The organism is Vibrio sp. 2092 (genome assembly GCF_033339635.1).
In the GTDB taxonomy this organism is placed as follows: domain Bacteria; phylum Pseudomonadota; class Gammaproteobacteria; order Enterobacterales; family Vibrionaceae; genus Vibrio; species Vibrio alginolyticus.
Genome location: NZ_JAWOUY010000001.1, coordinates 411,336 through 424,833 on the forward strand (window position 1 = coordinate 411,336; position 13,498 = coordinate 424,833).

At 37.8% G+C, this 13,498-nt stretch carries 14 protein-coding genes; 10 read left to right on the top strand and 4 right to left on the bottom strand.

Features of this window, described 5'->3' with window-relative positions; translation table 11 throughout:
- The first annotated feature begins 14 nt into the window (after positions 1 to 14).
- The 10 genes from R7P80_RS02385 (at position 15) to R7P80_RS02430 (ending at position 8,070) form a co-directional block, all read left to right on the top strand.
- Complete coding sequence (locus tag R7P80_RS02385) at positions 15 to 1,172, top strand: TerB family tellurite resistance protein (RefSeq protein ID WP_048515930.1); 1,158 nt, start codon at positions 15 to 17, stop codon at positions 1,170 to 1,172.
- A gap of 232 nt (positions 1,173 to 1,404) precedes the next feature.
- Complete coding sequence (locus R7P80_RS02390; protein WP_045592977.1) at positions 1,405 to 1,998, top strand: TerD family protein; 594 nt, start codon at positions 1,405 to 1,407, stop codon at positions 1,996 to 1,998.
- 81 nt (positions 1,999 to 2,079) lie between these two features.
- Positions 2,080 to 2,682 carry a TerD family protein gene (locus R7P80_RS02395; protein ID WP_020331365.1) on the top strand — a complete coding sequence of 201 codons (603 nt, stop codon included), beginning with the start codon at positions 2,080 to 2,082 and terminating at the stop codon, positions 2,680 to 2,682.
- A 133-nt stretch (positions 2,683 to 2,815) separates the two neighbouring features.
- Positions 2,816 to 3,946 (top strand): phosphoribosyltransferase domain-containing protein, encoded by a 1,131-nt coding sequence (locus tag R7P80_RS02400; protein WP_048515931.1) that lies wholly within the window; start codon positions 2,816 to 2,818, stop codon positions 3,944 to 3,946.
- A 57-nt stretch (positions 3,947 to 4,003) separates the two neighbouring features.
- Entirely contained in the window at positions 4,004 to 4,309 is a 306-nt protein-coding gene (locus R7P80_RS02405; RefSeq protein ID WP_045592983.1) for a hypothetical protein, read from the top strand.
- A 30-nt stretch (positions 4,310 to 4,339) separates the two neighbouring features.
- Positions 4,340 to 5,437, top strand: coding sequence for a cysteine protease StiP family protein (locus tag R7P80_RS02410; protein WP_080930757.1), 1,098 nt, complete (start codon positions 4,340 to 4,342; stop codon positions 5,435 to 5,437).
- 6 nt (positions 5,438 to 5,443) lie between these two features.
- On the top strand, positions 5,444 to 6,322 hold the full coding sequence (locus R7P80_RS02415; RefSeq protein ID WP_020331370.1) for an aldolase/citrate lyase family protein: 879 nt from the start codon (positions 5,444 to 5,446) through the stop codon (positions 6,320 to 6,322).
- A 12-nt stretch (positions 6,323 to 6,334) separates the two neighbouring features.
- The gene (locus tag R7P80_RS02420) at positions 6,335 to 6,910 is read left to right on the top strand and encodes a hypothetical protein (RefSeq protein ID WP_048515932.1); all 576 of its coding nucleotides are present in this window, start codon (positions 6,335 to 6,337) and stop codon (positions 6,908 to 6,910) included.
- Positions 6,911 to 6,964: 54 nt separating this feature from the next.
- Positions 6,965 to 7,609, top strand: coding sequence for a TerD family protein (locus R7P80_RS02425; RefSeq protein ID WP_021485646.1), 645 nt, complete (start codon positions 6,965 to 6,967; stop codon positions 7,607 to 7,609).
- A 56-nt stretch (positions 7,610 to 7,665) separates the two neighbouring features.
- Positions 7,666 to 8,070, top strand: a complete 405-nt coding sequence (locus R7P80_RS02430; protein ID WP_038129046.1) for a hypothetical protein — start codon at positions 7,666 to 7,668, stop codon at positions 8,068 to 8,070.
- A 24-nt stretch (positions 8,071 to 8,094) separates the two neighbouring features.
- Here the strand turns inward: R7P80_RS02430 and R7P80_RS02435 are convergent, their stop codons facing one another.
- The 4 genes from R7P80_RS02435 to nrdA form a co-directional block, all read right to left on the bottom strand.
- Positions 8,095 to 8,418: a hypothetical protein gene (locus tag R7P80_RS02435; RefSeq protein WP_045592987.1), complete on the bottom strand. Its 324-nt coding sequence runs from the start codon at positions 8,416 to 8,418 to the stop codon at positions 8,095 to 8,097.
- 53 nt (positions 8,419 to 8,471) lie between these two features.
- Entirely contained in the window at positions 8,472 to 9,725 is a 1,254-nt protein-coding gene (locus R7P80_RS02440; protein ID WP_155399629.1) for a hypothetical protein, read from the bottom strand.
- A gap of 170 nt (positions 9,726 to 9,895) precedes the next feature.
- On the bottom strand, positions 9,896 to 11,029 hold the full coding sequence (nrdB, locus tag R7P80_RS02445; protein ID WP_038129054.1) for a class Ia ribonucleoside-diphosphate reductase subunit beta: 1,134 nt from the start codon (positions 11,027 to 11,029) through the stop codon (positions 9,896 to 9,898).
- A gap of 90 nt (positions 11,030 to 11,119) precedes the next feature.
- Positions 11,120 to 13,393: a class 1a ribonucleoside-diphosphate reductase subunit alpha gene (gene nrdA / locus R7P80_RS02450; RefSeq protein ID WP_411979027.1), complete on the bottom strand. Its 2,274-nt coding sequence runs from the start codon at positions 13,391 to 13,393 to the stop codon at positions 11,120 to 11,122.
- Between the last annotated feature and the right edge of the window lie 105 nt (positions 13,394 to 13,498).

The window sequence follows — 13,498 nt, forward strand, 5'->3', positions numbered from 1 at the left end:
TTCTAGAAAGAGGCATGAACTTTGCCATCTCAAGTGCTAGTGTTACAGTCGAAATCAACTCTCGTGATAACGGGCTAAAATTGATGGCTGTTGTAACAGATAGCAATCAGAACTCAAAAATCTCAGCGCTACAGATCCCTACAAATGAATGTGTATTTGAAACTGATAAAAAGTGCAAAATCTCACTACCATCTTGCGGTGCCGCATTCGAGAAAATTGAGTTTTACGCATTTAACGATGATGCGCAGTCTGTCGATGCTACCTTAATCATTACTCAAGACAATGGTGCTCGACATTCCATTCAAACCAATTTTGTCAACGCTAGCGCCTGCATGTTTGGCAGAATCTACAACCATAACGGCACATGGAAAGCTAAAAACCTTGCAGACATGGTAAGTGGCAATATTGATACAGTTCTAACCATGTATAAAGGTAACAACCTTGCTGAAGAATTGCTCAAAATGAAATCCCACGGTGGACTAAACAGCAACGGTAATAGTCAGATCAGCATGGCATCGAGCCAGCCTGTAGCTCAGAACCAGAGTGGTCATTTTAATATGGCTCCTACTCCATCACCGCAAAACGGGCAGGTTGAACGAATTAATCCTGGCTCAAACTTACCAGCTACAACAAGACCATCATTTGGTCGAAATCGTTCAAATTCTGGCTTTTCTAGCCGTATTGAGCAAGGTCAAGAGGCAGCTACACAAACCCTCGGAAATGTACTTAATCAAGGTCGCTCACTGTTCTCTCGATTCGCCAACTTTTCAAAAGGTAAAGCTCAAGAAGCTACAGATGAAATCAATAAACTTAGAAGCAAAAAGCTACTTGAGGGTGTCATCGCTTCCTGTGCGTATATGGCGTTTGCAGACGGTCACGTTGATGCAGTAGAAAAGCAGAAAACTCTTGAGTTGATGTCAAACCATCAATACCTAAAGCTATTTGACCAAAAAGATGTCATTGAATGCTTCGACTCTTACATTAAGTGCTTTGAAAATGACTTTGATGAGGGCGAGATCTACGTATTCGAATCTCTAAATCCATTGAAGGGTTCTACAGAAGAAAGCAGCTTAATTCTTGCTGTTGCTCTGGATATCGCGAATGCAGACGGAATCTTCTCACCTGAAGAAGAAAGAACATTGAAGCGTATCCGTCTAATCCTTGACGCTTAAATAAAATTAAAGATAAAAAGCCCGTTACGGGCTTTTTTAATTGTTTAATTAATCGATATTTTAGATATTTTAGAAAAAATATCCTATCAAAGTAAAAAAATCAGATATTTATGCTTTTTTGGTGTTGACAAGTTTTTATCATTCAATATAAACTCAATCTCAAATGAGGCAATGAAGTTCCTCTTAAATATCAATAAAGTTTGTAATCAATCAACAAATAAAAGGTAATATTATGCAAGTTATTAACATGTCAAAAGGTCAACGCATCGATCTAAGCAAACCAGACAACACTCCACTGAAAAAAATTCATGTGGGTCTGAACTGGAAAGAGCGTGTATCTGAAGGCGAAAAATTTGATGCAGACCTATTGGTTATGCTTAGCGGCGCAAATGGTGAAAACCTTGGCGTAGATAACTTTGTATTCTACGGCAACCCAGCAAAAGCAAGTACATGTGGCGCTGTTAAAATCAGTGAAGATAACCGTGACGGTGTAGACCGTGAAGGTGAAGATGATGAATGGGCAACAGTAGACCTAGAAGCGCTGAACCCTGCTGTGGAGCGCATCAGCTTTGCAGTTAACATTTTCGAAGCTGAAGCTCGTAACCAAAACTTCGGCATTATTGAAGACTGTGGTATCCGTATCGATGACCAAGAAAGCGGCGAAACACAATCTTCATACGATCTTACTGAAGATTACTGCCAGTACACTGCTGTACTAGTTGCTGAGATGTACAAAAAAGACGGCAAATGGAAGTTTGTAGCTAAAGGCGAAGGTCTAAAAGGCGGTCTAAACGAATTCCTAAACCGCTTTGGCTTCACAGCGTAATTACATTGCTCTATGGGATGGCTTAGCCATCCCTTAAAAATTAATTAATTAATCAATAAATAATTTATTAAGAGAAATAAAATGAATGCTCCAGTAATTAACTTAAGAAAAGCTCAGACAATTGATTTGCGTAAATCAAATGGTCAGGCAATGACTAACCCTTTCATTGCTATCGGTTGGAACGAAAGTCAAGCCCACCAAGATCAAGAATTTGATCTTGATGTATTGGCGATGATGCAAGATGCTGCTGGCAACGCAATTAGCCCAGAACATTTCATTTTCTATAATACTCCTGGTCGTATCAGCCAATGTCGTGGTATTGAAATTAGTCCAGACAACCGTACTGGCGCTGGTGAAGGTGATGACGAATGGCTAAAAATTGATTTTAACAAGATTGATCCTCGTTGTGAGAAGATCACTCTTGGTGTAAGCATTAATGATGCTGAGATCAATGGTCAAAACTTCGGTATGATTGACAATGCATTTATGCGCATTCTTGAAAGTGAAGGTGGTCGCGAACACGCTGTCTACGACCTTACTGAAAACTACCCTCAATACACTGGTATGATTTTCGGCATCTTCGAAAAACGCAATAACGAATGGTTCTTTACTACAATCGGTGAAGGTCTTCGCAATGGCATTGTTGAATTTGTAGAGCGATTCAATTTCCAAGGTCAAAAGTAAGTCGTTAGACTTAAAGCTAAAAAATAAAAAGCAAGGGTGTTAGCACCCTTGCTTAATTAAGTTAGCAAGTAAAATTGTTAATTTAACAAATATCTAAATAGACTAAATCAAAAACAAAATTAATGAGCATTAAATGAAAGTTGTAATAGATTCAGGAAAAATTGGGATTACCCCATCGTACATTCATGAAGACTTTAATGGTATTGAAGACTTAATTGGATTTGCAAACCGTAAAAATGAAAATCGTGGTTTTTTGTTTGTAAGCAAAGTTTTGGGTAAGCACATCCCTGTGACACCTACAGAAATGAACAAGGTTTACTCCGTATTCTCTAAAGAGTTATCTTCAGATTCAAAAGCATTTGTTGTGGGCTTGGCAGAAACAGCCACAGGTCTTGGCGCTGGTGTAGCAAGCAGTTTAGAAAATAAACAAGTTTATTTTCAGCATACAACTCGCTCTATCCTTCCACATGCTGAAAGATGGTTTGAGATTTCTGAAAGCCATTCCCATGCGGTTTCGCACATTATCTATAAGCCTAGCCAGGAAATGCTAGACAGCTTAATTGATGTTGAGAACCTTCTTTTGGTTGATGATGAAATTACAACAGGCAATACTCTTAAACAACTTGCTAAAGAGTATCTGAAGGTTCTTCCAAATATCAAAAAAATCAACATCGTTTCTCTTTTAAGCTGGCTTGATGATGTCAAGTTCTCCGAATTCAAGCGAGATGTAACTGAGTTTTGTGAAAATGAAGGCTTGGTAGCTCCTGAGCTTACTCAGAGCTTCCTGTTTAACGGTAGCTTTGAATTTGAACCAAACGTTAACTACAAACAGGAACTACCTAAATTGGCGCATAAGGGTGCTTCTGTACTCGATTGCTCTTGGAACATGGGACGCCTACCCGTTCAAATGAAGCATGTAGTAACAACTGACTATGTGACCAAGATTGAGAAGATTATTGCATCAGAAGGTTCTGAAAAAGAGATTTCAATAATCGGTACTGGTGAAAACATGTATTTACCATACCTAATTGCATCACAGCTAGAAATTTCTGGTTACAATGTCACTGTACAGTCCACTACTCGCTCACCAGTTGTTGTAGATGGCAAGGTGATTACAAGCTGTCACGAAATTCCAATGCATGATAATGGACTGGTAGAGCACTACATCTACAATTTGAATGTAAACAAGCTGAATGTCGTAATTACAGAAACTGGCTCAAAGTCAGAAAAGGAAGCATATCAACATCTAGGCTATGTGCTTTAAATTAAATTAATAAATAAATTATTGAATTTAGAATAAAAGATTAAATTTGGAAATATCATGAGTTTAGAACAGTGGAAGTCCAGTGAGTATGCTTCGAAAGTAAACGTAAATTCTCAGTTTGGACGCGTAATTTCTGTGATGGTTAATAATGCTGGCTGGCATACTCTTCGTGAAATTGAAGATATGATCCATGCAAAATTTCCTGATCGGGACACACAAGCAGCAATTTCAGCAAGACTAAGGGAGCTTAACCCTCTAAAGCATGGACTTGAAAAAGAAAAATGCATGGAAGTTGTCAACAAAAAGCAAGTTTGGCGATACCGATTAGTTCCAGCTAAAAAATGTGAATCACAAGAAAGCTAAACAAAAACTGATGCAATCTAAGGAATAACGATGAACACTTTAAAACCAATCTTAGGCAGCTATGCAAAAGAAGATTGCCAATTTCTAATGCAAGCAATTGAAACCGAGTTTGTTTCTGTTGAAGAAAAAGAAAAAAGGATTCAATCTGGAGAAGCTCACTATTCTGAAATGATTAACAAAGAAAATGCTCCATCTAAAGAGTACATGGCTTTGTTTAATCAGATGCTTGGTAAATACGAAGTTCGACTTGCAAAAGAAATCATGTCATTAGCGAGCAAAATGATTATTGCTAGACCTGATTATGGAATGGAGAACAAACCAATTGTTGTTGTTTCTCTTGCGCGAGCTGGCACTCCAATTGGCGTTTTAGTGAAGCGAGCAATTGAGTTTTTTGGTCTTAAAGCAGTTCACTACTCTGTTTCAATTATTCGAGACAAAGGCATCGATACCAAAGCGCTTGATTACTTAACAGATAAGTATGACGCTGAATCTATTGCCTTTGTTGATGGCTGGACAGCTAAAGGTGTGATTACTAAAGAGCTGGAAACATCTGTTGATTTATACAATTCAGCAAATGAGACCAAGATATCTGACGACCTGTTTGTAATTAGCGATATTGGTGGTTCAGCGACATATTGCGCGACAATGGATGATTACGCAATTCCTTCGTCCATTCTAAATTCAACAATCTCAGGTTTGATTTCAAGAACAATTTGTTCAGATAAAACTGAGGGCGGTTTTCACGGTTGCGTTAAGTACAAGCACCTTGAAGAACACGACATTAGCAACTGGTTCGTAGATAAGATTGCACAAAACTTCGATTATGAGTTTGCAAATGGTAACGCTACATACCTATGCCCTACTATCCGAAAAGAGAAAACTAAACAGTTTGTTGAAACTCTAATGGCAGAGCAAGGCATTGATCACATCAATATGATTAAGCCTGGTATCGCAGAGGCAACCCGAATCCTACTTCGCCGCGTACCTGACTTTATTATGCTTAAAAACGTCAAAAGCGATGACGTAAGTCACTTAATCCAAATGGCTAAAAAAGCGAACGTTAAAATTATCGAAAATGATGCAATGCCATTCCAAGCTTGCGCTGTTATCAAAAAAGTTACGGACTAAATTAAAATGAGCAATAAATACTTTCAATTAGGCGCTAGCCTATACACGCCAGCAACAAACAAAAACCTTCTAAAAGAACTTGATGGTTTAAAAAGCGAATCAAAATCAATGATTGTTGATACTGAAGATGCAGTTTCAGAAGAACGATTAGAGGAAGCGCTTGAGAACTTAGAAGCAGCACTTAAAAAGACTGTTGATAAGTCGAAAATCAAAAAATTGCGCTTCATTCGACCTCGCAACTCAACAGTTCTAAAACGCATCCTTAAAATGGAAGGCGTTGAAAAGATTGACGGGTTTGTACTTCCAAAATGCACAATTGATAGTTCAATTATCTACCGTGAGATCTTGGAAAACTGCGGAATGTCATTTGGTGTGATGCCTACTATTGAAAGTATTGAAATGACAAAAACCTCCAAGATTGAACAACTAAAATCAATCTTTAAATCTTTCGAAAAAACAGAGATTATCTGTATTCGCATTGGTGGTAATGACCTGTTTAATGAGTTAGGCTTAAAGCGTCACCCTAAAGTGACAATTTACGAGACTCCACTTCGAATTATCATTGAAAAGATTGTGCTCGGATTTAAAACCTCAGGTTTTGAAATTGCATCTCCTGTGTTTGATATCATTGACGATAGAATCACTCTTCAGCGAGAGCTAGAGTACGATATGAGTTACGGCTTCTTTGCTAAAACTGCAATTCACCCTTCTCAAGCAACTATCATTGAGCAGCACATTGGTGAATATGCGAAACAAAATGTTAGCAAAGCAAAAGGCGTTATCACTGAATCTAACGCTGTTTATATCCATGACGGTCAAATGATGGAAAAGACTTGTCATATCAATTGGTCACAAAGGATTGTTTCGCTTTCAAGCAATTATTAAAAGAGTTAAAAAATGGATACCCTTACAAATAAAATAAATGAATCACAAAAAAGCTTTTCGATCTTACTAAGCTGGTCTGGCAAAAATGGTAAAGAGATCGATCTAGACTTATCAGTCGGTTTTGTTAACGGTCTAAATGAACGTGCAATGCAGAAAGTCTATTTTGGTCATGAGGGAAGTATTGGTGTAAATTATCATGGCGATTCAAAAGGGGATGTACAGAATGATTGTGGTCTGAGTACCGAACGTATTTCTTTCTCACCATCAAAACTTCCTATTAATGTGAAATCTTCATTTGTAGTAATTACAAATAATGATATAAAAGAATTGTTTAGCGAACTTGAAAATTGTGATCTATGCATCAAAGATGATAGCTCTGATGATGTATTATTCGCTCTCAATCTATTAGAAGTTGACGGATTTACAGAAAGCTCTGCATTCTCACCTTTAAAAATAAATTTTGGTGAAAATGATTGGACTGTTAAAGAATCTAAAATTTCTCTAGAAAATACTTATCTTGATGATGTCCACAACCAATACTTTAATGTATTGAAATGTCTAAACCAAGATAACAGCAACACCAATTAATTAACAAATAAATTAATTAGTAAACAAATTAAATACTAAATTTAGGAAAAATATATGTCTCAAGTAATTAATCTACAAAAGAAACAAGTAATCAATCTATCTAAACACAAGCCTGGTCTATCTCGCGTATGTGTGGGTGTAAACTGGGGTCAAGTTTTGCGCGAGCAAAACGTAGGTGGATTCTTGGGTTTTGGTAGCCGCACTGAAATGAAGCCTACTCCTGTAGACCTAGATATCTCTGCTGGTCTTCTTGATGCTTCTGGTAGCCCTGTTCACAGCCCTGTTTGTTACTACAACCATGACGAACCAGGTCTTCACCATAGCGGCGATGATCTGGAAGGTGACGTTGTAAATGACGGTATTGACAACGAAGTTATCGAAATCGATTTCTCTCGTGTAAGCGCGAATGTAAGCCATATTCCTGTAGTTCTAAATGACTTCCGCCGTGAACTTAAGAACTTCGGTGAGCTTCCACACCTAGAGATTCGCATTTACGAAGGAACTCCTACTCGCGTAGATAATGTTATCGCTACATTCAACATCAAGAACAATGAAGATCTTAACAACGCGCAAGCGGTAGTTCTAGGTAACTTCTCTCGCGTTAATGGCGAGTTCCAATTCGAGGCGATTGGCAAATCAGAGCCAAACACTCGACTTGAAGATCTGATCCAGCGCGGTTTCAAAATCGCATCAAAGTAATTGATTACTAGTAAATAAGGTGTCATTCGTGACACCTTTTTTTTGGGAAAATAAAGATGAAAATCATAAGCCCTATTATCATAAGCAACACTAGAAAAACTGAGTTCCTAATTTTAAAGGAGCTGAAACTTCGAACTGATTCTGGCTGGGAAAAGGCATTTTTGGTTTGTGATACAGACTGCAAAAGAGTTGAATGTTACTTAGCCAGCGACTTCAATAATGAGTTTAGCTTCAAAAAAGATAGCACCATTGTCGTACAAGAACATTGTTTAAGTATTAAGCATGAAGATTGCCAGAAGTGGATTCATACAAAATCCAATGGAATGTATTCTCTCATCACCGAACTATGGATATTCATAGGAGGCGGTTTTCTTTCAGGAGTTCTATACAGATCTGTTGAAGATGATGAATCCTATGTCCGTGATTCAGGTAATTTTACCGCTTCATTTACTAAAAAATAAAAAAAGCCCAATGTTAAATTGGGCTTACTTTTGTATTGGGATATGAAAAGTCGTTACGCCACTTTCTTTATCAACATCAAAGTTTAAGATACCGCGCTTATTGGTAGCATAAGATGACAAATCAAAGTTTGGATTCAATTTGAATTGATCTTCTTCATTTTTAAGAAGGTATCCAACCTCTACCATGTATTCGAGAAAGAACCATAGCATCGTACCAATATCATTATTACCCCAATAAACCCACTTTACATCTTTTGAGAAGCTATCCTCTTCTTTTATAATACCTAGTGCTCTACCAATATAATGCTGAGCACCATCAATATCCGTCCAATTGTCTAAGTTAAACATAAAATTCCTCGTTGAAGTGACCTTCATTGAATCACATCAATGAAGGTTACTTGTTAAACTTCGTTTGCTTTCCTTACCTTTGCAATCATATCATGATCAAAATGATGTTCTGATATGATTTTCAAGGCAGTCTCGTAAGATGGTTCACATAGACACCATTGTTCTTTACTGTTTTTTCTAATTAAGCCTTGCTCATCAAGATTTTTCACAGCGCCATAGATTGGGGTTGCTGTAAGACCTGTTAACACGCAGAAATCAGCAGATCTCACACTTTTAGGTCTAGTATGCGCAATTGCCTGTAGAGTTGCTACTTCTGCCCTTTTGTTAGCATTTAGCTTCTCTTTTAAAATTGACTCAACTTCATCAATAACAACACACTTAACATATTGCAGCCAAGATTCTTCTACCAAAGAGCGTGTAATATGTTTCGTATTTTCAGCATAGAATGTTGCATTCTCGAAAACCTGCAAAGACAAATGAGAAAAATCCCTCGGATGACCCGATGTAAGTTTCGCTATAAATGGTAAAGCATCCTCATCATATGTGTATCCACAGTCTTTAGCGGCTACCTTAAGGTGTTCTAAGCATTCATCTTCAGGGAGTTCGAATACGCTAATTCTTCTACACATTCCGTAAAGACCTCTATTCCGACTCATGAATACATCACTCATCATTCTGCGCTTAGAGCCTGCAAAAATCATTGAAACACGCTCGGAACGCTGCAATCCCCCACGAATATCCCACTCTACCTTCTCACCATCGCTTAGGTTGATTTCAGATAGAGTTTGAAACTCATCAATAATCAGCGCTACCCTGGCATTACACTTTGAAGCTAATTGATCTAGAGATAGCAAAGCTTCCTCTAATGGACTATCCATCACTACTGGAGCCTTTAACTTCAATGTGACTTTTGCAAGATCTCTTCCACCCAGAGAAAATTCAGGATCGAATCTTGAGAAGATGTTCTTAATGTAATTCTTACCCTCTTCTTTCCCGTCCGTAAGCTCACTAGCAGCTTCAGCAATTGAATGAAGCACTTTTCTTTTGACTGCATCAATCGTTGGACAGGATGAGATATCACAATCGCTCCAAACGAATTTATCGATACCGAATTTTGAGGGGTTAGAAGCAATGTCGGAACAGACATGTATTGCCATTGAGGTCTTTCCTACTCTTCTCTCACCAGAAAGCCAAACCGATGATGAGGATGAAAGCTCTGTCATTAATGACCTACGCTCTTCAAACCTATCAAAAAAGGCTCTGTTTTTTGCGATTTTTCGAGAAAAGAAATCTGTATATCTGAGCATAGACACCTCGCTTTAATGTGAACCTATCCAAAATAGCACAATACAAGTATACACGCTCTAACAGTTAGACACTAGAACTTAGACACTAAGACTTAGTGTCGTGAAATTTAAGGGATTTAAATTCATTCAGTAAATATAAAAAAGGCTGGAAAACCAGCCTTTTCAGTACATTAAAGCTCAAAACCTTGCAAGTCTTCACTTGAAACATCGTTGTCAATTTGACCTACAAGATATGAGGAAATTTCCGCTTCCTGAGGCGCAACTTGGACGTTATCAGAGCTAATCCATGCGTTGATCCAAGGAATAGGGTTCGCCGTTGCATTTGGATAAGGAGCATCAAGACCTACAGCCTTCATTCGCAGGTTAGTAATGTACTCGACATACTGACATAGAATTTCTTTATTAAGCCCGATCATTGAACCATCTTTGAATAGGTAATCAGCCCATTCTTTTTCTTGTTCAGCCGCGTCTTTAAACAGTTTGAAGCAAACATCCTTACATTCTTCTGCGATCTCAAGCATTTCCAAATCATCTGTGCCGTTACGCAGAAGATTAATCATATGCTGAGTACCAGTAAGGTGCAGAGATTCATCACGAGCAATTAGCTTGATGATTTTTGCATTACCTTCCATTAATTCGCGTTCAGCGAATGCAAATGAGCAAGCAAAGCTTACATAAAAACGAATAGCCTCTAGTGCGTTTACTGACATCAAACAGATATATAGCTTCTTCTTTAATTCTCTTAATGAAACTTCAACTTTTTCACCATTAATAGTGTGCTCTCCACTACCGAACATATGATACATATTAGTGTATTGGATTAAGTCATCATAATAATGAGCTATATCTTTTGCACGTTTCAAAATATGTTCGTTTTCTACCACATCATCAAAAACAACTGATGGGTTGTTAACAATATTACGAATAATGTGCGTGTAGCTTCTTGAATGAATTGTTTCACTAAAAGACCAAGTTTCTAACCATGTCTCTAATTCAGGAATAGACACAATAGGTAATAAAGCTACGTTAGGACTTCTACCTTGAATTGAATCTAGTAATGTCTGATACTTCAAATTCGAAATAAAGATATGCTTCTCATGCTCTGGAAGCTTATTAAAATCGATTCGATCCTGAGAAACATCAACTTCTTCAGGTCTCCAAAAAAAACTCAATTGTTTTTCAATTAATTTCTCGAAGATTTCATACTTTTGCTGGTCGTATCTAGCAACGTTTACATTATTACCAAAGAACATTGGCTCTAATAACTGGTCATTCTTTTTAGTGTTAAAAGTTGTATATGCCATTTTTTATTCTCACGATTTATTAAAGTCGTTTATGGCTCACCAATCGGTGAGCCTTTATTTATTTGGTTAAAGATCTAAGTCAATTCCCATTCAGATCTTGCAACCGCCACCTGAACACGAGTCATCTTCTTGAACAATATCATCTTGGTTATCTTTAGCACCATCACGAGTGTTATGGTAGTAAAGTGTTTTAACACCAAGCTTATATGCCATTAACAAATCTTGAAGCAGCTTTTTCATTGGTACTTTAGAAGATTCGTATCTAGATGGGTCATAGTTTGTATTTGCACTAATTGCCTGATCCACGAATTTCTGCATGATGCCAACTAAAGTTAAATAGCCTGCATTGTCGCCAATATTCCATAGCAGTTCATAGTTCTCTTTGTATTCCTTAATACCAGGAACAACTTGCTTTAAAATACCGTCTTTCGATGCTTTAACAGATACGTAGCCTCTTGGTGGCTCAATACCATTTGTCGCATTTGAAATTTGAGAACTTGTCTCTGAAGGCATAAGAGCTGTTAAAGTTGAGTTTCTTAACCCATTAGCCTGAATCTCTTTACGAAGTTCTTCCCAATCTAGTTGCAATGGAGTTTTACATACAGCATCCAAATCAGACTTGTAAGTGTCAATTGGCAAGATTCCTTGACTGTAACGTGTCTCATTGAATCCAGAACAAGCACCAAACTCTTTAGCCAAGTTCATTGAAGCTTTTAGTAAGTAGTATTGGATTGCTTCAAATGTCTTATGAGTCAGATCATTTGCACTACCGTCTGAGTACTTAACACCATTCTTAGCTAAATAGTATGCGTAGTTGATAACACCAACACCAAGAGAACGTCTCTTCATTGTAGAAATTCGTGCCGCTGGCAATGGGTAATCTTGATAATCCAATAGAGCATCCAGAGCGCGAACTACAAGATCAGAAAGCTCATCAAGCTCACTAAGATCAGAAATTGCACCAAGGTTGAAAGCTGATAGAGTACAAAGAGCAATCTCACCGTCTTCACTTTCAACATTATTTAAAGGCTTAGTTGGCAGTGCAATTTCAAGACAAAGGTTTGATTGGCGAATAGGAGCTACAGACGGATCAAACGGACTGTGAGTATTGCAGTGGTCAACGTTCTGAATGTAGATTCGACCTGTTGATGCTCGTTCTTGCATTAAGAGAGTAAACAGCTCAAGAGCTTTAACAGTCTCTTTTTTGATCTTCGGATCGTTTTCATAATGAACATAAAGTCTCTCAAACTCATCTTGGTCTGCGAAAAATGCTTCGTACAATCCTGGTACATCAGATGGAGAAAATAGAGATATGTTTCCACCATTCACCAAACGCTGATACATCAATCTGTTTAGCTGAACACCATAGTCCATATGACGAACACGGTTTTCTTCAACACCACGGTTATTTTTCAATACCAATAGTGAACGCGCTTCACCATGCCATAAAGGATAAAATACTGTTGCAGCACCACCACGTACACCGCCCTGAGAACAGCATTTAACAGCCGTTTGGAAGTATTTTAAGAAAGGAATGACACCCGTGTGGAATGCTTCACCACCGCGAATCTCAGAACCAAGAGCACGGATACGTCCAGCGTTAATGCCGATACCTGCACGTTGAGAAACGTAACGAACGATTGAGCTAGCAGTTGCGTTGATAGAATCTAGACTATCATCTGATTCAATTAGTACACATGAGCTAAATTGACGTGTAGGTGTACGAACACCAGACATAATAGGAGTCGGTAACGAGATTTTGAATTTTGATGATGCATCATAAAAACGCTTAACATAGCGCATACGTTTTTTAGGCTTGTATTTTGAGAACAAGCAAGCAGCAACAAGCATGTACAGGAATTGAGGGCTTTCGTAAATTTCACCAGAAACACGGTTCTGAACCAAGTATTTATTCTCTAGTTGTTTTACAGCAGCATATGCAAAATCCATATCACGATTATGATCGATATAATCATTCAATTCGTTCAATTCTTCACGAGTGTAATCCTCAAGAATATGCTTGTCATACTTACCCATTCCAACAAGCTTAACTACATGATCATAAAGGTGTGGTGGATTAAACTCACCATATGCTTTTTTGCGGATATGGAAGATAGCCATACGCGCTGCAAGAATTGCATAATTTGGGTTCGTCTCTGAAATCAGATCCGCTGCTGACTTGATCAAGGTTTCATGAATATCTGATGTTTTCATACCATCAGAAAACTGAATTCTTGCTCTCATTTCTACTTGGCTGACTGAAACACCTTCTAGATCTTCAGCAGCCCAAGTTACCATGCGGTGGATCTTGTCAATGTTGCCTTGTTCTAGTTTGCCGTTTCTTTTAGTTACTTTAATGTCCATGATTATCACTATATATGGTTTATTTTTATTAATTGGGATACTACATGTTGATATTATATCACCTGAAATTGAGATAGATCAACAATGTGTTATTTAATATTTTTT

What these genes read in the sequence shown, in the direction of transcription:
- R7P80_RS02385 (WP_048515930.1), top strand. Translation starts at nt 15, where the DNA reads ATGAACTTTGCCATCTCAAGTGCTAGTGTTACAGTCGAAATCAACTCT.
- R7P80_RS02390 (WP_045592977.1), top strand. Translation starts at nt 1,405, where the DNA reads ATGCAAGTTATTAACATGTCAAAAGGTCAACGCATCGATCTAAGCAAA.
- R7P80_RS02395 (WP_020331365.1), top strand. Translation starts at nt 2,080, where the DNA reads ATGAATGCTCCAGTAATTAACTTAAGAAAAGCTCAGACAATTGATTTG.
- R7P80_RS02400 (WP_048515931.1), top strand. Translation starts at nt 2,816, where the DNA reads ATGAAAGTTGTAATAGATTCAGGAAAAATTGGGATTACCCCATCGTAC.
- R7P80_RS02405 (WP_045592983.1), top strand. Translation starts at nt 4,004, where the DNA reads ATGAGTTTAGAACAGTGGAAGTCCAGTGAGTATGCTTCGAAAGTAAAC.
- R7P80_RS02410 (WP_080930757.1), top strand. Translation starts at nt 4,340, where the DNA reads ATGAACACTTTAAAACCAATCTTAGGCAGCTATGCAAAAGAAGATTGC.
- R7P80_RS02415 (WP_020331370.1), top strand. Translation starts at nt 5,444, where the DNA reads ATGAGCAATAAATACTTTCAATTAGGCGCTAGCCTATACACGCCAGCA.
- R7P80_RS02420 (WP_048515932.1), top strand. Translation starts at nt 6,335, where the DNA reads ATGGATACCCTTACAAATAAAATAAATGAATCACAAAAAAGCTTTTCG.
- R7P80_RS02425 (WP_021485646.1), top strand. Translation starts at nt 6,965, where the DNA reads ATGTCTCAAGTAATTAATCTACAAAAGAAACAAGTAATCAATCTATCT.
- R7P80_RS02430 (WP_038129046.1), top strand. Translation starts at nt 7,666, where the DNA reads ATGAAAATCATAAGCCCTATTATCATAAGCAACACTAGAAAAACTGAG.
- R7P80_RS02435 (WP_045592987.1), bottom strand. Translation starts at nt 8,418, where the DNA reads ATGTTTAACTTAGACAATTGGACGGATATTGATGGTGCTCAGCATTAT.
- R7P80_RS02440 (WP_155399629.1), bottom strand. Translation starts at nt 9,725, where the DNA reads ATGCTCAGATATACAGATTTCTTTTCTCGAAAAATCGCAAAAAACAGA.
- nrdB (WP_038129054.1), bottom strand. Translation starts at nt 11,029, where the DNA reads ATGGCATATACAACTTTTAACACTAAAAAGAATGACCAGTTATTAGAG.
- nrdA (WP_411979027.1), bottom strand. Translation starts at nt 13,393, where the DNA reads ATGGACATTAAAGTAACTAAAAGAAACGGCAAACTAGAACAAGGCAAC.